This window comes from Nocardioides sp. (assembly GCF_050246775.1).
In the GTDB taxonomy this organism is placed as follows: Bacteria; Actinomycetota; Actinomycetes; order Propionibacteriales; family Nocardioidaceae; genus Nocardioides.
The window spans coordinates 1,190,679-1,209,226 of the sequence record NZ_JBFWVK010000001.1 but is presented as its reverse complement, the minus strand read 5'-3'; the positions used below and the strand labels follow the sequence as shown (position 1 = coordinate 1,209,226).

General features: G+C 69.0%; 21 protein-coding genes. 13 read left to right on the top strand and 8 right to left on the bottom strand.

Translation table 11 applies throughout. The features are described 5' to 3' along the window. Positions 1-13 precede the first annotated feature (13 nt). The 3 genes from AB7I40_RS05705 to AB7I40_RS05695 all read right to left on the bottom strand — a co-directional run bounded on the left by AB7I40_RS05705 (position 14) and on the right by AB7I40_RS05695 (position 2,214). A complete protein-coding gene (locus AB7I40_RS05705; protein WP_428344080.1) occupies positions 14-712 on the bottom strand; it encodes a class I SAM-dependent methyltransferase in 699 nt (232 codons plus the stop codon). A gap of 26 nt (positions 713-738) precedes the next feature. Next, on the bottom strand, positions 739-1,377 hold the full coding sequence (locus AB7I40_RS05700) for a VOC family protein (RefSeq protein WP_428344079.1): 639 nt from the start codon (positions 1,375-1,377) through the stop codon (positions 739-741). A gap of 72 nt (positions 1,378-1,449) precedes the next feature. Further along, positions 1,450-2,214, bottom strand: a complete 765-nt coding sequence (locus AB7I40_RS05695; RefSeq protein WP_428344078.1) for a hypothetical protein — start codon at positions 2,212-2,214, stop codon at positions 1,450-1,452. A 35-nt stretch (positions 2,215-2,249) separates the two neighbouring features. On the opposite strand from AB7I40_RS05695, the gene AB7I40_RS05690 reads away from it, so the two are divergent. The 8 genes from AB7I40_RS05690 to AB7I40_RS05655 all read left to right on the top strand — a co-directional run bounded on the left by AB7I40_RS05690 (position 2,250) and on the right by AB7I40_RS05655 (position 9,660). Then, positions 2,250-3,188 carry a Ppx/GppA family phosphatase gene (locus tag AB7I40_RS05690; RefSeq protein WP_428344077.1) on the top strand — a complete coding sequence of 313 codons (939 nt, stop codon included), beginning with the start codon at positions 2,250-2,252 and terminating at the stop codon, positions 3,186-3,188. A gap of 8 nt (positions 3,189-3,196) precedes the next feature. Continuing rightward, the gene (locus tag AB7I40_RS05685; protein WP_428344295.1) at positions 3,197-3,991 is read left to right on the top strand and encodes a sugar phosphate isomerase/epimerase family protein; all 795 of its coding nucleotides are present in this window, start codon (positions 3,197-3,199) and stop codon (positions 3,989-3,991) included. Between the two features lie 15 nt (positions 3,992-4,006). Then, complete coding sequence (locus AB7I40_RS05680) at positions 4,007-4,732, top strand: ABC transporter ATP-binding protein (protein WP_428344076.1); 726 nt, start codon at positions 4,007-4,009, stop codon at positions 4,730-4,732. Next, positions 4,729-5,466: an ABC transporter permease gene (locus tag AB7I40_RS05675; RefSeq protein WP_428344075.1), complete on the top strand. Its 738-nt coding sequence runs from the start codon at positions 4,729-4,731 to the stop codon at positions 5,464-5,466. Before AB7I40_RS05680 ends, AB7I40_RS05675 begins: the two co-directional genes overlap by 4 nt. A gap of 10 nt (positions 5,467-5,476) precedes the next feature. Next, a complete protein-coding gene (locus AB7I40_RS05670) occupies positions 5,477-6,412 on the top strand; it encodes a proline dehydrogenase family protein (protein WP_428344074.1) in 936 nt (311 codons plus the stop codon). Positions 6,413-6,419: 7 nt separating this feature from the next. Continuing rightward, entirely contained in the window at positions 6,420-7,223 is an 804-nt protein-coding gene (proC, locus tag AB7I40_RS05665; RefSeq protein WP_428344073.1) for a pyrroline-5-carboxylate reductase, read from the top strand. Between the two features lie 167 nt (positions 7,224-7,390). Next, positions 7,391-9,490: a carbon starvation CstA family protein gene (locus tag AB7I40_RS05660; RefSeq protein WP_428344072.1), complete on the top strand. Its 2,100-nt coding sequence runs from the start codon at positions 7,391-7,393 to the stop codon at positions 9,488-9,490. After that, complete coding sequence (locus AB7I40_RS05655; RefSeq protein ID WP_428344071.1) at positions 9,487-9,660, top strand: YbdD/YjiX family protein; 174 nt, start codon at positions 9,487-9,489, stop codon at positions 9,658-9,660. The genes AB7I40_RS05660 and AB7I40_RS05655 overlap by 4 nt, the downstream gene beginning before the upstream one ends. 47 nt (positions 9,661-9,707) lie before the next feature. On the opposite strand, the gene AB7I40_RS05650 is transcribed toward AB7I40_RS05655, so the two are convergent. From AB7I40_RS05650 to trpS, 5 genes are all read right to left on the bottom strand, one after another. Beyond that, entirely contained in the window at positions 9,708-10,406 is a 699-nt protein-coding gene (locus AB7I40_RS05650) for a TetR family transcriptional regulator (protein WP_428344070.1), read from the bottom strand. Continuing rightward, positions 10,372-10,776 (bottom strand): DCC1-like thiol-disulfide oxidoreductase family protein, encoded by a 405-nt coding sequence (locus tag AB7I40_RS05645; protein WP_428344069.1) that lies wholly within the window; start codon positions 10,774-10,776, stop codon positions 10,372-10,374. Before AB7I40_RS05645 ends, AB7I40_RS05650 begins: the two co-directional genes overlap by 35 nt. A gap of 3 nt (positions 10,777-10,779) precedes the next feature. Further along, on the bottom strand, positions 10,780-11,202 hold the full coding sequence (locus AB7I40_RS05640) for a hypothetical protein (RefSeq protein ID WP_428344068.1): 423 nt from the start codon (positions 11,200-11,202) through the stop codon (positions 10,780-10,782). A gap of 78 nt (positions 11,203-11,280) precedes the next feature. Next, positions 11,281-13,293 (bottom strand): acyltransferase family protein, encoded by a 2,013-nt coding sequence (locus AB7I40_RS05635; protein WP_428344067.1) that lies wholly within the window; start codon positions 13,291-13,293, stop codon positions 11,281-11,283. Between the two features lie 55 nt (positions 13,294-13,348). Further along, positions 13,349-14,311, bottom strand: a complete 963-nt coding sequence (gene trpS / locus AB7I40_RS05630; protein WP_428344066.1) for a tryptophan--tRNA ligase — start codon at positions 14,309-14,311, stop codon at positions 13,349-13,351. Positions 14,312-14,518: 207 nt separating this feature from the next. Here trpS and AB7I40_RS05625 point away from each other — a divergent pair, with 207 nt between their 5' ends. The 5 genes from AB7I40_RS05625 (at position 14,519) to AB7I40_RS05605 (ending at position 18,544) form a co-directional block, all read left to right on the top strand. Beyond that, positions 14,519-15,688 (top strand): acetoin utilization protein AcuC, encoded by a 1,170-nt coding sequence (locus AB7I40_RS05625; RefSeq protein WP_428344065.1) that lies wholly within the window; start codon positions 14,519-14,521, stop codon positions 15,686-15,688. A 71-nt stretch (positions 15,689-15,759) separates the two neighbouring features. Further along, a complete protein-coding gene (locus AB7I40_RS05620) occupies positions 15,760-16,047 on the top strand; it encodes a helix-turn-helix domain-containing protein (RefSeq protein ID WP_428344064.1) in 288 nt (95 codons plus the stop codon). A gap of 174 nt (positions 16,048-16,221) precedes the next feature. Further along, on the top strand, positions 16,222-16,323 hold the full coding sequence (locus tag AB7I40_RS05615) for a 30S ribosomal protein bS22 (RefSeq protein ID WP_008356322.1): 102 nt from the start codon (positions 16,222-16,224) through the stop codon (positions 16,321-16,323). Between the two features lie 12 nt (positions 16,324-16,335). Then, on the top strand, positions 16,336-17,367 hold the full coding sequence (locus AB7I40_RS05610; RefSeq protein WP_428344063.1) for an NAD-dependent epimerase/dehydratase family protein: 1,032 nt from the start codon (positions 16,336-16,338) through the stop codon (positions 17,365-17,367). Then, complete coding sequence (locus AB7I40_RS05605; protein ID WP_428344062.1) at positions 17,360-18,544, top strand: 1-acyl-sn-glycerol-3-phosphate acyltransferase; 1,185 nt, start codon at positions 17,360-17,362, stop codon at positions 18,542-18,544. The genes AB7I40_RS05610 and AB7I40_RS05605 overlap by 8 nt, the downstream gene beginning before the upstream one ends. The last annotated feature ends 4 nt before the right edge of the window (positions 18,545-18,548 follow it).

Sequence of the window (18,548 nt, the reverse complement as noted above, 5' to 3'; positions counted from 1 at the left end):
GTGCTGCGGCAGGTCAGAACTGGCGCGACCACACGTTCACCGCATAGTCGACCTCGGTGCCGCAGTGGTTCTCGAGGATCCAGTCGGCGGTCTCCGGGTCGAACTCGATGCGCACGACCGCGATGAGGTCGGCGCGGTGGGCGAAGCGCCAGCCCATGCTGACCGAGGTCCTGGTCCAGCCGCGCGTGGACCAGAACCGCTCGACCTCGGTGGGGTCGATGTCGCGATAGCCGCGCCGGAACCATCCACCGAAGGTCGAGGTGCTCGGGTCGTTGTCGATCACCAGGGCGGTCCCCCCGCGACGTACGACGCGGTCCAGCTCGACGAGGCCGGGCTCGCAGCCGGGACCGAAGAAGTAGGCCCAACGGGCGTGGACCACGTCCACGGAGGCATCGGGGAGCGGGAGCTGCTGGGCCGTGCCGTCGAGCACCGTCACCCCAGCGAGTCGCCTGGTACGGCGCCGGGCGAGCGCAGCGAGGTCCGGGTGCGGCTCCACCCCGATGACCGAGGCGGCTGTCTCGGCGAACCACGGGAGGTGGAACCCCGTGCCGCAGCCCAGGTCCAGGACGCACCGGCTCGACCAGTCCGCGAGCTGGTGCAGCGTTGCGGCGAGGCGCCGGTCCGGGTCACAGGCGCGGTTCTCGATCTCGTAGATCGCCGGATGGTTCCAGATGTTCGGCGAGGGACGTGCGCCCGGCGGCGGTGTGGACACGACCGGGTCAGCGCACGAGCACGGTGTCAGATGCGGATCAGGCCGGACGGGGTGAGGAACTGGGCGGCGATGATGCCCGGAGTGCCGTGCGGGGCGACCCACTCGACCTTGACGTCCTCGAGGGGCGCCTCGACGGTCTGGCCGAGCCATTCGCTGACCCGCTGGGGGTCACCGGCGATCTCCAGGCAGGCGAGGGAGAAGTCCGTGGCGCCGCCGCGACCCGGGTGGTCGGCCGGGTCGCCGCTCCACTCGATGAAGAAGGGCAGCTGCGGGTCGGCCATGAGGCCGTTCACGCCGATCTGCTTCCAGGTGAGTTCCTTGCCGTCCGGGGTGTGCCGGTTGCCCAGCACTGCCGGGCGACCCAGGCGTTCCTCGACCTCACTGATGTCGTCCACCGCCACGACCCAGCCGAGCCAGCCGCCACCGTTGGCGGAGCGGGCGCGGACGGCCTGGCCGAAGGGAGCCTTGTCGGAGGCCGGGTGGTCCAGCACCTCGACGACCTCGATGTAGGTGCCGTCTCCGAGCGGCATCGTCATGTTGCGGGTCCCGAATCGGGGGTGGATACCGCCGCTGGTGAACTCCTGGCCGAGCAGCCCTGAAATGCGCTGGGCTGTGCCGGCAAGGCCATCCGGTCCGGCTGCGAAAGAGAGATGGTCCAGGCGCATGCACAGCATTGTGCGTGAACAGTAAATGCCCGCCGACACTGGGGTCGGGTCTCTTGATGTCGAGACGACGGCTCAGTGACGCGGATCGGCGGGGTGCAGCGCGAGGGCCGAGCGTGAGCGCAGGTGGGCCTCGCAGTGCCGGGCGAGCTCGGCGTACGCCGCGGGTCCCATGAGCTCGGTGAGCTCGGCGGCGTTGTTCACGAAGACGGCCGTGGTGCCGACGTGGGCCTCGGTGTTGCCCGAGCAGTACCAGTCCAGATCGTGCCCTCCCGACCCCCACCCGCGGCGGTCGTACTCGCTGATCGAGACTTCCGTGTAGGTGGTCGAGTCCGGCCTCTCGACCTCGCGGAAGCTGCGGCGGATCGGCAGCTGCCAGCAGACATCGGGCTTGGTCTCGAGCGGTTCGCGTCCCTCGCTCAGCGCCAATGCGTGCAGGGCACAGCCGGCGCCGAGTGCGAAGTCGGTCCGGTTGTGAAAGACGCAGGCGCTCTGTCCCTCGACGTCGAGCACCCGGGTCTTGCGGGCGTCCTCCTCGTCGGTCTCCACCCAGTCGGCGGCCCGGACCCGGCGGCCGGGGTGGAACTGCCACAGCTCCGCGGTGAGTCGCGCGACGTGGGTGGCGACCCGCTTCTCGTCGGCCTGGTCGGCGAAGTGTGCCCCCAGGGTGCAGCACCCGGTGTCCGGGGAGTCGGCGTAGATCCCCGCGCACCCCTCGCCGAAGATGCACCGGTACGACGAGGTCAGCCACGTCAGGTCGCAGCGAAAGACCTGGGCCGGGTCGGCCGGGTCGCCGAACTCGACCCAGGCGCGAGGAAAGTCCAGATCCACTTCGGGCACCTCGCAAACCTACGGGGCAGCGGTAGCGTTGGGCCATGCGGCTGGGCGTACTCGACATCGGTTCCAACACCGGACACCTCTTGGTGGTCGATGCCCACGGGGGTGCCGCACCGCTGCCGGCGTACTCCTACAAGGAGCCGCTGCGGCTTGCCGAGCACCTTGACGAGTCCGGAGCGGTCAACGACCGGGGGATCGCGGCCCTGACCACCTTCACCGCCGATGCGGTGCTGGTCGCCGAGGACAAGGGCTGCTCGGAGATGCTGGCCTTCGCCACCTCGGCGGTGCGCGACTCGGTCAACTCCGACGAGGTCCTGGCCCACGTCCGCGACCAGACCGGCGTCGACATCGGCGTGCTGTCCGGTGAGGACGAGGCTCGGCTGACCTTCCTGGCCGTCCGGCGCTGGTTCGGCTGGTCGGCAGGGCGCCTGGCGGTGTTCGACATCGGCGGGGGATCGCTGGAGATCGCCGGCGGCACGAATGAGGCCCCGGATGTGGCCTGGTCGCTGCCGCTGGGTGCCGGGCGACTGGCCCGGGAGTACTTCGCCAAGGATGCGCCGATGGACGACGACCTGCGCTCCCTGCGCCGACGGATCCGCGCCGACATCGCACGTGACGCCGGGCATCTGCTGCGCTCGGGGGTGCCCGACCGGGCTGCCGCCACGTCCAAGACGTTCCGCTCCCTGGCCCGGATCTGCGGTGCTGCCGGCTCCGCGGAGGGCCCCTTGGTGCCGCGCGCCCTCCCGGCTGCCGAGCTCTCCTCGTGGATCCCGAAACTGATCTCGATGAGCCCCGACAAGCTCAGCGAGCTGCCGGGGGTCTCACCCTCGCGCACCCACCAGATCGTGCCCGGGGCCCTCGTCGCCGAGGCCTGCATGGACATCTTCGACCTGCCTGAGCTCGAGATCTGCCCGTGGGCACTGCGCGAGGGCGTCATCCTCGAGCGCTTCGACCACCTCGGCATCCTGGATCGGTGAGCCATCCGATGATCCCCCTCATCGCTCTGTCCACCGCCTCGAGCTATCCGGAGTCGACCGCGCACGCGTTCGGCTACGCCGCGACCATCGGGTACGACGCGGTCGAGGTGATGGTCGGCATCGACTCCCTCAGCCAGCAGACCTCCGCGATCCGGCAGCTCTCCGAGCACCACGAGATGCCCGTGTGCGCCGTCCACGCCCCCTGCCTGCTGTTCACCCAGCGGGTGTGGGGCACCGAACCGTGGGGCAAGCTCGAACGCTCCGCGGAGATGGCGCACGCGGTCGGTGCCGACGTGGTCGTCGTACACCCGCCGTTTCGGTGGCAGAAGGACTACGCGCGCGACTTCGTCAACGGCATCGCGGCCCTCGAGGAGTCGACCGGGATCGCGTTCGCGGTGGAGAACATGTATCCGTGGCGCGCCTCCACCAAGCGGGGCATGGAGATGTACCTGCCCGGGTGGGACCCCTCCGGTGAGAACTACGCCAACACCACCATCGACCTGTCGCACGCGGCGATCGCCCAGAGCGACGTCATCGAGATGGCGAAACGACTGGGCGACCGGCTGCGTCACATCCACCTCACCGATGGCAGCGGGTCGGCCAAGGACGAACACCTGGTGCCCGGTCGCGGCGTCATGGGGGCGGCCCCGTTCCTGCGACACCTCGAGTCGGTGGACTTCAGCGGCCACGTGGTGCTGGAGATCAACACCCGTCGCGCCAACAACCGCGAGGAACGCGAGGCCGACCTGGTCGAGTCCCTGAGGTTCGCCCGCGAGCACCTCGGTCTGTCCGCGCGCCGCTGATCGAGAGGAGCACGGATGGACACCGCCGTGGTGGTCGCCGGCCTCACCGTCGTGCGCGGGCACACGAGGGTCCTCGATGGGCTCGACCTCGAGATCGGGGGTGGCGTCACGGGCCTCCTGGGCCCGTCGGGGTGCGGGAAGTCCACGCTCATGCGGGCCCTGGTCGGGGTGCAGAAAGTGGCCTCGGGGTCGGTCCTGGTGTTCGGTCAGGAGTCCGGAAGCGCCGCCCTGCGTCCCCGGATCGGCTACGTCACCCAGGCCGCCAGCGTGTACGACGACCTCACGGTCGCAGAGAACCTGGCGTTCTTCGCCGCGGTGCTGGGCGCCGACGCGGCCGCGGTCCACGCCGCGCTGGACTCGGTCGACCTCCGAGCCCGCCGCGACCAGGTGGTCGGTCGGCTCAGCGGCGGTGAGCGGTCCCGGGTCAGCCTCGCGGTGGCTCTGCTCAACCAGCCCGACCTCCTCGTGCTCGACGAGCCGACCGTCGGGCTCGACCCTGTGCTGCGCCGCGACCTGTGGGGGCTCTTCCACCGGCTCGCGGACGCAGGCGCCGCGGTCTTCGTGTCGAGCCACGTGATGGACGAGGCCGAACGCTGCGATCGGCTGCTGCTGATGCGCGCGGGGCGGATCATCGCCGACGGCAGCCCGGCCGCGATCAAGCAGCAGACCGGGACGAAGGACATCGAGGCGGCGTTCCTGAGCCTGGTCTCGACGGGCCCGGGCGCCGGGGACGCGCAGTGACGCCCCGCCTCACGCTGGCGGTCACGGCCCGGGTGCTGCGCCAGTTGCGCCGTGACCACCGCACGCTGGCCATGCTGCTGGTGCTCCCGTGCCTGCTCATCACCTTGCTGTGGTGGATGTTCGAGGACTCGCCAGCACCCATGTTCGACCGCCTGGGGCCGGGACTGCTCGCCCTGTTCCCCTTCATCATCATGTTCCTGGTCACCAGCGTGACCACGCTGCGTGAGCGCTCCAGCGGCACCCTCGAGCGACTGCTGTCGATGCCGCTGGGCCGCCTCGACTTCCTGCTCGGCTACGCCCTCGCGTTCGGGCTGATCGCCGCGGTGCAGTCCGCGCTCGCCGTCGGGCTGAGCGTGGGGCTGCTCGACCTCCAGGTCGCCGGTCCGGTCTGGCTGCTCACCCTCGTGGCGGTCGTGGATGCCGTCCTCGGCACGGCCCTGGGACTGTTCGTGAGCGCGTTCGCCCGCACCGAGTTCCAGGCCGTGCAGTTCATGCCGGCGGTGGTGATCCCGCAGATCCTGCTCTGCGGGCTGTTCCTGCCACGCAGTCAGCTGCCCGCCGTACTCCAGCGCATCAGCGACGTACTGCCGCTGTCGTATGCCACCGACGCGATGAACGAGCTGGTGGTCTCGGAGTCGACCGGCGAGGTGTGGCGCAACGTCGCGGTCGTGGTGGGCTTCGCCGTCGCCGCACTGGCCTTGGGCGCGGTGACGTTGCGTCGGCGTACGGCGTAGCCTGTCGGCCATGTCGTTGCTCCGTCAGCCACTGCTGCTCGTCTCGCGCAGCGAGCTGGTCAAGAACCTGGTCAGCACCATGCCCGTGTCCGCGGGCATCGTGAACAGCTACGTCCCCGGTGAGTCCACCGAGTCGGCGGTCGAGGCGACGCGTGCGCTGGTGGACGACGGCTTGAAGGTGACGCTCGACTTCCTCGGCGAGGACACCCTCGACGCCGCGCAGGCCCAGGCGACGGTGGACGCCTACCTCGACATGCTCAGGCAGCTCACCGCCAGCGGGCTGGCCCGCAACGCGGAGGTCAGTGTGAAGCTGAGCGCGGTCGGCCAGGCACTGCCCAGGGACGGCGACAAGATCGCCCTGGACAACGCGCGCACGATCGTGCGGGCGGCCCGCAACGCCGGCACCACCGTGACCCTCGACATGGAGGACCACACCACCACCGACGCGACCCTGGCCACGCTGCGCGAACTGCGCAAGGACTTCCCAGAGACCGGAGCGGTGCTGCAGGCCTACCTGCACCGCACCGAGTCCGACTGCCGGCACCTGGCCTTCGAGGGCTCTCGGGTGCGACTGTGCAAGGGCGCCTACAAGGAGCCCGAGTCGGTTGCGTTCCAGAGCCGCCTCGACGTCGACAAGTCCTACGTGCGCTGCCTGAAGGTGCTCCTGGCCGGCCAGGGCTACCCGATGATCGCGACCCACGACCCGCGGATGGTCTCGATCGCCTCGTCGCTGGCCAGTCGCTACGGCCGCGCCCAGGGCAGCTACGAATACCAGATGCTCTACGGCATCCGTCCCGAGGAGCAGAAGCGGCTGGCCGACAGCGGGGAGACGATGCGCGTCTACATCCCCTACGGCCAGGAGTGGTACGGCTACCTCATGAGAAGGCTCGCCGAGCGCCCGCAGAACCTGTCATTCTTCGCGAAGTCCCTGATCTCGAAGAAGTAGGACACTGATGACCCAGACTGCGATCCTCGGCGCCGGGGTGATGGGGGAGACCCTGCTCTCCGGCCTGGTGCGTGCCGGCCGCCGCGTCGACGACCTCCTCGTCGGCGAGAAGCGCGCCGAGCGTGCCCGCGAGCTCGAGGAACGCTATGGCGTGCGTGTTGTGGACAACCGCCAGGCGGCCAAGCTGGCTGACACCGTCGCCATCGTGGTGAAGCCGCAGGACATGGGTGATCTCCTCGACGAGATCTCCGGTGACCTGCGGGCGGGCCAACTGCTGGTCTCGCTGGCTGCGGGCATCACCACCGCGTTCATCGAGTCCCGGGTGCCCGCCGGGGTGGCGGTCGTCCGGGTCATGCCCAACACCCCCGCCCTGGTCGATGAAGGCATGGCCGCGATCTCGCCGGGGTCCCACTGCGACGAGGCCCACCTCGCCGAGGTGGAGTCGCTCATGGCGTCGGTCGGCAAGGTGCTCCGGATCCCCGAGCGACAGCAGGACGCGGTCACCGCGATCTCCGGGTCCGGCCCGGCGTACATCTTCTTCGTGGTGGAGTCGATGATCGAGGCCGGTGTCCACCTCGGCCTGCCGCGGACGACGGCCACCGAGCTCGTCGTCCAGACCCTGGTCGGGTCGGCCAAGATGCTGCGCGAGACCGGCACCCACCCGACGGTGCTTCGCGAGCAGGTGACCTCGCCAGCGGGCACCACCGCCGCGGCGCTGCGCGAGCTCGAGATCCACAAGGTGCGTGCGGCGTTCCTGGCTGCGATGGAGGCCGCGCGCGACCGCTCCCGCGCCTTGGCCGAGGGCTCCTGACCCCCGCAAAGTCATAGCTTCTGGCCGCTGGGGCAGCCAGGTTCGATGACGTCAGTCCGCCGGTGCGAGGGGCCGGCGGTTGTGACGTGCGCCCGAATGAGGCAGGTTGTCCCGTGGTGACCGTCTCGGGCCACCTGTCGAGCTCGGTGATCGAACAGGAGCGGTGCATGACCTCCACGACCAGCAGGACGCCTTCGGGAACCCGGCGGGATCTCCGCCAGACAGCGCTGTGGGTGGGCGTCGCCATCGTCGGCGCAGTCTGCTGGGCGGTCCTGGCCCTGGCGCGCGGCGAGAACGTCTCGGCGCTGTGGATCCTGTTCGCGGCCCTGAGCTCCTACGCCATCGCCTACCGGTTCTACGCGAAGTTCATCGTCAAGACCGTGCTCGAGGTCGACGACAGCCGGGCCACCCCGGCCGAGCGGCTCGAGAACGGCGTCGACTTCGAGCCGACCGACAAACGGGTCCTGTTCGGGCACCACTTCGCCGCCATCGCGGGCGCCGGACCCCTCGTCGGGCCGGTGCTGGCAGCCCAGATGGGCTACCTGCCCGGCACGATCTGGATCATCGTCGGTGTCATCTTCGCCGGGGCTGTGCAGGACACCATCGTGCTGTTCTTCTCGATGCGACGCGACGGCAAGTCCTTGGGCCAGATGGTGCGCGACGAGATCGGGGTCGTCGGCGGCATCGCGGCACTGATCGCGGTGTTCGCCATCATGATCCTGATCCTCGCGGTGCTCGCGCTCGTGGTGGTCAACGCCTTGGCCGAGTCGCCGTGGGGTGTCTTCTCCATCGGCCTCACCATCCCGATCGCCCTGTTCATGGGCTTCTACCTGCGGGTGCTGCGCCCGGGCAAGGTGCTGGAGGTCACCGGCATCGGGGTCGCCCTGCTGCTGGTCTCCATCGCAGGCGGGGCGTACGTCGAGGAGCTCGGCCTGTCCGGCGCCCTCACCCTCAGTCCCGAGACCCTCACCCTGCTGCTCGTGGTCTACGGGTTCGTGGCCTCCATCCTTCCGGTGTGGATGCTGCTCACGCCGCGTGACTACCTCTCGACGTTCATGAAGATCGGCGTGATCGTCCTGCTCGCCATCGGCCTCATCCTGGCCGCTCCCGACCTCAGTGCTCCTGCGGTCTCGGACTTCGCGACCTCCGGTGAGGGGCCGGTGTTCGCGGGCAAGGTCTTCCCCTTCGTCTTCATCACGATCGCCTGCGGTGCCCTGTCCGGCTTCCACGCCCTGATCGCCTCCGGCACCACACCCAAGATGGTGAGCAAGGAGAGCCACATCCGGATGATCGGGTACGGCGGGATGGTGATGGAGTCGTTCGTGGCGATCTCGGCGCTGATCGCGGCCTGCATCATCGACCAGGGGCTGTACTTCTCGATCAACTCGCCCCTGGGCGCCACCGGCGGGTCGCCGGAGTCGGCCGCCGAGTTCGTGCGCACGCTCGGCTTCACGATCAGCCCCAGCGACCTCGCCGCTGCTGCCGCGTCTGTGGAGGAGCAGAGCCTCATCTCGCGCACGGGTGGGGCTCCCACGCTGGCCTTCGGGATCTCGCAGATCTTCTCCGAGGCCTTCGGGGGTGGCCTGGCGGCGTTCTGGTACCACTTCGCCATCATGTTCGAGGCGCTCTTCATCCTGACCGCCGTCGACGCGGGCACCCGGGTCGGGCGCTTCATGCTGCAGGACACCATCGGCAACGTGTGGAAGCGCTATGGCGACACCTCGTGGCGCCCGGCGTCCTGGTCGGCCAGCGCGGTCGTCGTCGGCCTGTGGGGCTACATGCTCTACGTCGGCGTCACCGACCCGCTCGGCGGCATCAACCAGCTGTTCCCGCTGTTCGGGATCGCGAACCAGCTGCTCGCCGCGATCGCGCTCACGCTCTGCGCCACGCTGCTGATCAAGCACGGCAAGGCCAAGTGGGTGTGGGTGCCGGGCATCGGTCTGCTCTGGGACCTGATCACCACGATGACGGCCAGCTGGCAGAAACTCTTCAGCGACAACCCCAAGATCGGCTACTTCGAACAGGCGTCGGTCTATCGCGCGGCCATCGATCGAGGAGAGCTGCTTGCGCCGGCCGCGGATCTGGACCAGATGCGCCAGGTGGTCACCAACTCCACCGTGAACGGCACCCTCCAGGCGACCTTCGCGCTCCTGGTGATCGTGGTGGTCCTCAACGCCGTGGTCGTCTGTGTGAAGGCACTGCGCGGCGGTCAGCCGCTGCCCACCACCGAGGTCGCGAAGGTCGAGTCCGAGCTGGTGGACGCATGAACGTGTGGTCGAAGGCCCGGTGGTACCTGCGGGTCATCTCGGGCGACACCCGTTACGAGCGCCATCTCGCCGACTGCCGGGCGTCCGGGACGGTCGCGCTGTCGCGTCGCGACTTCGAGCGGCTGCGCTCGGACCACCGCGACGCCCACCCCGAGGGTCGCTGCTGCTGATCACGCCCCACGACGTCATGTCTCCTGGTCGCCCGGACGACCAGTTGCTATGACGTTGCTGATGAGGGGTCGGGTTGGCGCAGGCTGGCGATCAGACTGATGATGTCGTCGACCAGTCCGCGGATCACCGGCAGCCGGGTCATCCGCAGGAGCTTGTCGACGAGCGGGACGGCTTGGGTGATCAGCGTCCGGGTGCGCCGCTGGTCCGCACTGGTGTCATGGACCCAGAAGAGCACCAGGCCCATCTGCATCAGCCACAGCAGCTCCGGCAGCTCGCGTCGCAGCGCCGGCGCGACCTTCAGGTCGGCGCCGTCCAGCACCTCCTGGAGGATGCCGAGGGCGGCGTCGCGGGTCGGCTTGGACTCCTCGCTGAACGGTGACAGCGGGCTGCTGGGCTCGGCTGCGTTGCGGAAGAACTTGCCCGCGAACTCGTGGTACGGCGCCGCGACGTCCACCCACGCCTGGAGGACACCGTCCAGGCGGCGTACGAAGCCCTGGTCGCGGGCCAGCAGCGGTGCCACCGCCGCGGCGTGCTCGTGCTGCACCTGGTCGTAGAACGCCTGGATCAGGTGTTCCTTGGAGGAGAAGTAGTAGTAGGCGTTGCCCAGCGAGACGTCGGCCTCACCGGCGATGGCCCGCATCGTGGTCTTGTCGTAGCCACTGGAGCGGAACAGCCGCAGGGCCGCCTCCACGATCGCCTGTCGCGTCTGTTCAGCCTTGGCTGAGAGGGCTGCAGGTTCCGGCACAGTCGTCAATGTAGTCGCCTCCCACCGAGCTCCGGGTGCGGGACCTGATGCCCGCGGCGGTGTACGCCGCCGCCTTGGCCAGCGGGAGCCAGGCGGGCCGGGCCAGCCGTTCGGCGAGGGCGCGGTGCTGGGTGGTCGCCCACAGGCACATCACCCAGGCGTGCTCGTTGGTCCACACGGCACCGTCGTCGCCGACGACGGTGATCTCCTCGAGCGTCCGCCGGTGGTCGAGCCCAGGAAACCGGTTCCTGGCCTGTGTCGATCCGGCGGCGACGAGGTCGATCGGGACCAGGAGCGGCTGGTTGGCCAGCCACGTCCCGAACCCCCGACACATCGCGCAGTCCTCGTCGTACAGGACCGTCAGGCGCATGGCTCAGCTCCCTGCGCTCGGATAGGCCATCGCCGGGGGCACGAAGCCCTGGGGCGGGAGCGGGGGAGTGCGCAGGGCCTCGGCCCGGCTGCGGCGCCGGATGGAGTTGAAGACGTAGACGTTCATGAAGTGGATGACGCCCAGCACCAGCATCACCACGCCGATCTTGACGCTGATGGCCTCGAACAGGCCGGTCAGGTCGTCGACGGCCGAGCCCGAGCGGAGGTAGAGCATGACGAATCCGAGGTTGAGGAGGTAGAAGCCGACGACCAGCAGCCGGTTCACCGCGCCGGCGAGCTCGGCCTTGTCCTCGAACACGTCGGCCAGGAACACCTCGCCGTTGCGCGAGAGGGTCCGGGCCACCCAGATGGTGAGCGGGACGGCGATCAGCAGGTAGACCACATAGGTCCCGACGGTCCAGGTCATGTCGCAACTCCATTCTTGAACGTGTTCAATTCCTTGGAGACGACAAACTAGCACAGAGTTTTGAACGTGTTCAAGAGACTAGCTCACGCCGTCGAAACCCAACCCGGCGAGAGCGCCGGTGTCCTCGATCTGTCCCCACAGCTTCTGGCGGCGGTGAATGCCGATCTCCGCGGTCAGGTGGTTGTAGTCACGCCACACGACCACGTCGTTGAGGATCGGGCGACACAGCGGAGCATCGGGACAGAACACGGGATTGATGTCGACGGTGAACATGTCGTCGCGCAGGACGTCCTCGGTGGAGTAGAAGCCGTCGCTGGCGTCGACGCCGAGGGGGACGGGCACGGCGCACTGGCTGATGAACTTCGCTGTCGCCAGGCAGTCCAGCGGACTCCCGTCGGCCTTGAGGGTGTTCTTGACGACCAGGGTGCGGACCCCGAGGTCGCTGAAGGTGTCGAGCGTCTCGCGGGTGGTGTTGTAGAGCAACTGGTTGAGGCTCTCGTCGGAGCCGCCGATACGCGAGAGCGTGGACTCGAACTTCTCGTCGTTGCCGTCATAGCTCTGCTCGACCAGCACCACCAGGTCCGGCTTGATCTCCGGCAGCACCTCGTCGTACCAGTCGCCTCGCTGCTCCACGCACGCGTCGCGCTGTTCCGGGGGGCGGTTGTCGTTGATGACGCCGGCCTGCCAGGGACAGCCGGTGGCGATGTTGACGGCGAGCGAGAAGCCCTTGTCCTTGGCCAGTCGCCTGAAGGCCGGGGACAGCATCCGGGCGTGGCTGTCGCCGACCAGCAGGATGGTGGGCCCGTCCCCCTTCACGAGGAAGCAGTCGGCTGCCGTGGTGCACGTGCGCTGGGAGCCGATGTCGCCGGCGGCTGCCGCGAAGTCGATGTCGCCGGGGACCCGGTCCTTCGCGGTGCCCGCTCCTGCGGCTCCGGAGGCGGCGAACTCGGGCGCGGCCAGCGCCGGCTTGCGGTCGCTCTCCAGCAGCGGAGGGATGATCAGTACGGCGACCAGTGCGCTCACCGTCACCCCGGAGATGGCCACCGGCCACTGGATCCGGCGCGGCCCCTCCCGCCGGCGCAGCGGCATCTCGAAGACCTCGTAGGACAGGGCGGCGAGCCCCGTGCTGAGGGCGGCCCCGATGATCGAGAGCACGAGTGGGCGCAGCTCGAAGAGCTCCTGCAGGATCAGCAGGACCGGCCAGTGCCACAGGTAGGTGCCGTAGGAGATCTTGCCGAGATAGACCGGCACCGGCCGCGCGAACATCCGCGGCACCAGGCCCCGCTCGCCCATGAGGCCGGTGATCAGGAGTGCGCCGGCGACGGTGATCAGGAAGCCTCGCCAGGTGGGTACGACGTCGAACAGGTTGCTGGCGGCGAAGAGGGTCAGGGCGAGGCCGACCGGGGCCATCCAGGTCGCCAGTCGGGCGGTCACCCCGGACCGGATCACCACGGCCAGCAGGGCGCCGGCCAGGAGCTGGTAGAGCCGGGCGTCGGTGCCGTAGTAGGCGTGGTTCGGGTCGGCCGACATCCAGTAGAGCTGACTGCCCACCGACAGGACCGCGAGCACCCCCAGGCCGACGGGCAGGGCCCAGCCCCGGCGCCGGCTCAGCCAGATGAGTCCGAGCAGCACCATGGGGAAGAACAGGTAGAACTGCTCCTCGATCGACAGCGACCAGAAGTGCAGGTAGGGGCTGCGGTCCACCGTGGTGGCGAAGTAGTCGTTGGACTGGCCCAGGAAGTGCCAGTTCGCGTAGTAGAGCAGGGCGCTGCGGGCGTCGGCGACGAACACGAGGCGGCGCACCACGCTGGCCACGATGACGAACATCGCGGCCGTCGCCACGATGACGACGACCGCTGCGGGCAGCAGGCGCCGTACCCGGCGAGCGTAGAACCGCCCCAACCGGATCGAGCCGGTGTTGTCGACCTCGCTCAACAGCACGTTGGTGACCAGGAAGCCGGACAGCACGAAGAAGAGGTCCACTCCGACGAACCCACCGCCCACGATGCTCATCCCCGAGTGGAAGAGCAGGACCAGGTAGACCGCGAGTGCCCGCGCCCCGTCCAGGGCGGGTCGGTAGGACCATTTCATTGCCTGGAGGCTACCGAATCATGCCCCTATGTCCCGATTCGTGAAGCTCGTCCCACTACCCGATGCCCATGGCAGCCTGGGCGTCCAGCAGCACCGGGGCGGTCACCTCCCGGCACCTGGCAGCGCCCGCGGCGTACCTGGCCTGGACATGGTCGGGATGCTGGGCGAGCTCGGCGTAGCGGACCTGGAGTGGACGCAGCAGCTCGACGACGACCTCGGTGGTGGCGGTCTTCAGGGCGCCGTAGGTGGTGATGGACTCCAGCGAGCCTCCGGCCGCCTCGAGGAGCTCGATCAGGTTGGTGACCCCGGGCTTGTTCACCGGGTCGCGGCGTACGGCGTCCGAGCCGGTGTCGGAGTCGGTGACCGCGCGGGCCACCTTGCGGCGGATCACGTCGGGGGAGTCCAGCAGATAGATGATCCCGCTGCCGTCGGCGTGCGACTTGCCCATCTTCGAGCTCGGATCGGCCAGGTCCATCACCCGGGCCCCGAGTGCGGGCCGGACCAGCTCGGGCACCGTGAAGACGGGCCCGTAGGTGGCGTTGAACCGGATCGCGAGGTCGCGGGTGAGCTCGACGTGCTGGCGCTGGTCCTCGCCGACCGGCACCTGGGTGGGGCGGTAGAGCAGGATGTCGGCGGCCATGAGCGTCGGATAGGTGAACAGCGAGGCCCGGGTGGAGGGCTGACCACGGCCCTTCTCCTTGAACTGGATCATCCGGTTCAGCTCGCCGACGTAGGCCGTGGACTCCAGCAGGTAGGCCAGCTCGCTGTGACTCGGCACGTGGCTCTGGATGAAGAGGGTCGATCGCTCCAGACCGGCGGCCAGGAGCAGGGTGGCCACCTCGCGCACGCTGGCGCGCAGGCGGGCGGGGTCCTGGGCCACAGTCAGGGCGTGCAGGTCGCAGACGCCGTAGAAGCAGTCGGAGCCGTCCTGGGCCAGCGCCATGGGTCGCAGGGCGCCCAGCAGGTTGCCCAGGGTCAGGTGCCCGGTCGGCTTGAGCAGGGACAGGGTGGTGTTCATCGCAGGTCCTTTCGAGGGTGATGGACGCCTCGGGTGCCTGCCGAAATGCAGCACGGCCGCCCGGAGGCGGCCGTGGGTGTCGCGTGTGCGCGACGAGGAGGGGTCCGCCGGTCAGGCGGCCCACCACTGGGAGCTGTGAGTCCTCGTCACGTCATCAGTCTGGCACAGCTGGGGGACCGGTGATGTGACACGCGCTACTCTCGCGACATGTCCGGGTGCGGGAGAACGACGGTCGTGTTCGACGAGACGCTGACCGACTACGACTTCGGGCCCACGCATCCGATGTCGCCGCTGCGCGTCGACCTGACCATGCGGCTGGCCCGCGAGCTGGGCGTGGTGCCGACCCTCGTCGATGCGCCCGTCGCCAGTGACGACCTGATCGGGACCATCCACACGCCATCCATGATCGCTGCGGTCAAGCGGATGAGCCGGGGGACCGTCGACGTCGAGCATGGCCTCGGCAGTGACGACAACCCCACCTTCGACCACATGCACCAGGCAGCCGCGCACGTGGTCGGTGCCAGCGTCGAGGCCTGCCGACAGGTCTGGACCGGTGAGTCGAGCCACAGCGCCAACATCGCCGGGGGTCTGCATCACGCGATGCGGGACCGGGCCAGCGGCTTCTGCATCTACAACGACGTGGCTGTGGGCATCCAGTGGCTGCTCGACCAGGGCGCCACGCGGGTGGCCTACGTGGACGTCGACGTCCACCACGGCGACGGCGTGGAGCACATCTTCGCCGACGATCCGCGAGTGCTCACGATCTCACTGCACGAGACCGGCCAGATGCTGTTCCCGGGCACCGGGTTCGCCACCGACTGCGGCAGCGGTGCGGCTGAGGGCACCATCGTCAACGTGGCACTGCCGCCCGGCACCGCCGATGCCGGATGGCTGCGGGCCTTCCATGCGGTGGTCCCGCCGCTGCTGCGGGAGTGGAAGCCGGAGATCTTGGTGACCCAGCACGGGTGCGACTCCCACCTGGAGGACCCGCTCGCCCACCTGATGCTGACGGTCGACGGCCAACGGGCGACCTATCTGGCCCTGCACGACCTGGCCCACGAGATCTGCGAGGGCCGGTGGGTGGTCACCGGCGGCGGCGGTTACGCCATCGTCGAGGTCGTGCCCCGCGCCTGGACCCACCTGCTGGGCATCGTGAACGGCACTCCCTTGGACCCCCAGACCGAGACCCCGCCGCTGTGGCGTGAGCACGTCCGCGACGACCTGGGGTGTACGCCGCCCCTGCGGCTCACCGACGGCCGCACCCCGACCTGGCGGGACTGGGACGAAGGCTTCGATCCGGAGGTCTGGCTCGACCGGGCCATCCATGCCACGCGGCAGGCGGTCTTCCCTCTGCACGGCCTGGATGCCTACGCTTAGGGAGCCGATCTGGGGCGAATCAACTCGCCACGCCGAAACAACTGAGACAAATTTTCAGTAACCCCTTCCCCATGAGTCACACAAGACCCTATTCTCACCTGAGCGGGACGTGGGTCATCGGCGGGGAAGCCGATGGCGTGCCGCGCAGAAAGCCGGTGCCCATGTCGAACGGTGATATCTCTGAGGCGAAGTTCCTGACTGTCGCCGAAGTCGCCACCACCATGCGAGTTTCCAAGATGACGGTCTACCGTCTGCTGCACAGTGGCGAGCTGCCCGCTGTGCGCGTTGGACGCTCCTTCCGCGTCGTCGAGAGCGACGTGAACGAATACCTCCGCAAGAGCTTCTTCAACGCGGGCTGAGCCCCGCCCCACAGCAGCAGCCCGCGCCCGAGTGGTGCGGGTTTGTTGTGTGACGAGCAGTCCGGGCGTGGTCAAATGACCACTGGATTCTGCCGCCTGAGGGTGGCCCGATAGGCTGTGCGGGTCGTCTCGACCGTCGTCGTACGACCCGCATGGTTTTCGAGAGGTTTATTCGTGGGTTCTGTCATCAAGAAGCGTCGCAAGCGTATGGCCAAGAAGAAGCACCGCAAGCTTCTGAAGAAGACGCGCGTCCAGCGTCGCAAGCTCGGCAAGTAGCTCACTGCCGCCATGGGCAGGGTCGGCAGAGTGGTCCTGGTCACCGGGGTCTCGCGCGACCTCGGCCGCCGCTTCGCGCGAGCAGTGGCGAACGATCCTGCTGTCGACCGGGTCATCGGTGTCGATGTCGTGCCCCCGCGCGGCGACATCGGCAACGTCTCCTTCGTGCGCGCTGACATCCGCAACCCGGTGATCGCCAAGGTCATCGTCAAGGAGGACGTCGACACGCTCGTGCACATGAGCGTGATCGCCACTCCTGGCAGCACCGGTGGCCGGATCCCGATGAAGGAGCTCAACGTCATCGGCACGATGCAGTTGCTCGCGGCCTGCCAGAAGGCGCCCCGTCTCGAGAACCTCATCATCAAGTCGAGCGCGACGGTGTACGGCGCCAGCAGCCGCGACCCCGCGATGTTCACCGAGGACATGGAGGCCAGGCGGCTGCCGACCTCGGGCTACGCCAAGGACGTCCACGAGGTCGAGGGCTACGCCCGCGGCTTCGCTCGCCGGCGGCCCGATGTGCGCCTCACGATGCTCCGGGCTGCCAACGTGCTCGGCCCCCATGTGGTCAGCCCCATGGCCTCCTACTTCCGGTTGCCGGTGATGCCGACGGTGCTCGGCTTCGATCCGCGCCTGCAGTTCCTGCACGAGGAGGACCTGATGGCGGTCCTCCAGCACTCGGTGACCCATGACGTGTCGGGCACCTTCAACGTGGCCGGTGACGGCGTCCTGACGTTGTCCCAGGCGATTCGCCGACTGGGTCGCCAGGCCGTGCCGCTGCCCCGGTTCGCCGTGGGTCGGGTGGGCCTGCTGGCCCGACAGGCCAAGTTGGCCGACTTCTCACCCGAGCAGTTGGCCCTGCTGACCTACGGTCGAGGCATGGACACCACCCGGATGCGCCACCAGCTGGGCTTCGAGCCGCGGTTCACCACGGCCGAGGCCTTCGCCGACTACGCGGCCAGCGTGCCCAACGGCCGCCACACCTCCGAACGGATGCTCGCCGGCGTCACCGGGATCCTCGAGGCGGGAGGTGTCGGCCGTGGGTGATGCCGAGGTGATCCCGATCGGGACTCGAGGTCGACCCGGGCGCGGCACGGGCAAGCAGAAGCCGTCGGCGGCCGCTCGCAGCCTCGCCGGCAACGCCGGTGGCCGTTCGCGGGCCACTCCTGCGCCTCGCCCGGTCAAGGCCAAGAGCAGGTCCGGCGCCCAGGCTGCTCCCACGACGGGGGCTGCGACGCCCACCATCAGCGTCGTACCGGAGCCCCAGCCCGCCACCGGACAGGACGCACCCCGCTCGACGACCACCGCGAATGATCGTTCCCCGTCGGCAGGGATCCCGGTCGGCGACTGGCTCTCGGCCTTCGGCTTCGCGGCGCGCGAGATCTTCGGTGACGACTGGGAGCCGCGCCTCGCGCACTTCCTGGCCTTCCTGCGCCGCCGACTGGCCGGCGACTACGCCGTCGACGAGTACGGCTTCGATCGGGAGCTGACCGAACGCTTCCTGCTCGCGTCCCTCAAGCCGATCGCGGAGAAGTGGTTCCGCATCGAGGTCCGTGGAGCGGAGAACATTCCCGCCGAGGGCGGTGCCCTGGTCGTGTCCAACCACTCCGGCACGGTCCCGGTCGACGGGCTCATGACGATGTTCTCGATCCATCGCGAGACCGGTCGGTTCCTGCGGCCGCTCGGCGCGGACCTGGTCTTCAAGATGCCCGTGGTGAGCAGCATGGCCCGCAAGGGCGGGGCGACCCTGGCCTGCAACGAGGACGCCGAGCGCATGCTGTCGGGCGGTCAGCTCGTCGGGGTGTGGCCCGAGGGGTTCAAGGGGATCGGCAAGCCCTACTCCGAGCGCTACAAGCTGCAGCGGTTCGGTCGCGGCGGCTTCGTGGCCGCTGCCATGCGCACGGGGGTCCCCATCGTGCCGCTCTCGGTGGTCGGCGCCGAGGAGATCTACCCGCTGGTCGGCAACGTGCCGTCCCTGGCCCGCCTCCTCGGTGTGCCCTACCTGCCGATCACTCCGCTGTTTCCCTGGCTCGGCCCTCTCGGCATGGTGCCGCTGCCCTCCAAGTGGCTGATCGAGTTCGGTGAGCCGATCCGCACCGACTCCTACGAGCGCGGCGCCGCCGATGACCCGATGCTGGTGTTCAACGTGACCGACCAGGTCCGCGAGACGATCCAGCAGACGCTCTACACCCTGCTCATGCAGCGCACGTCCGTCTTCTCCTGATCCG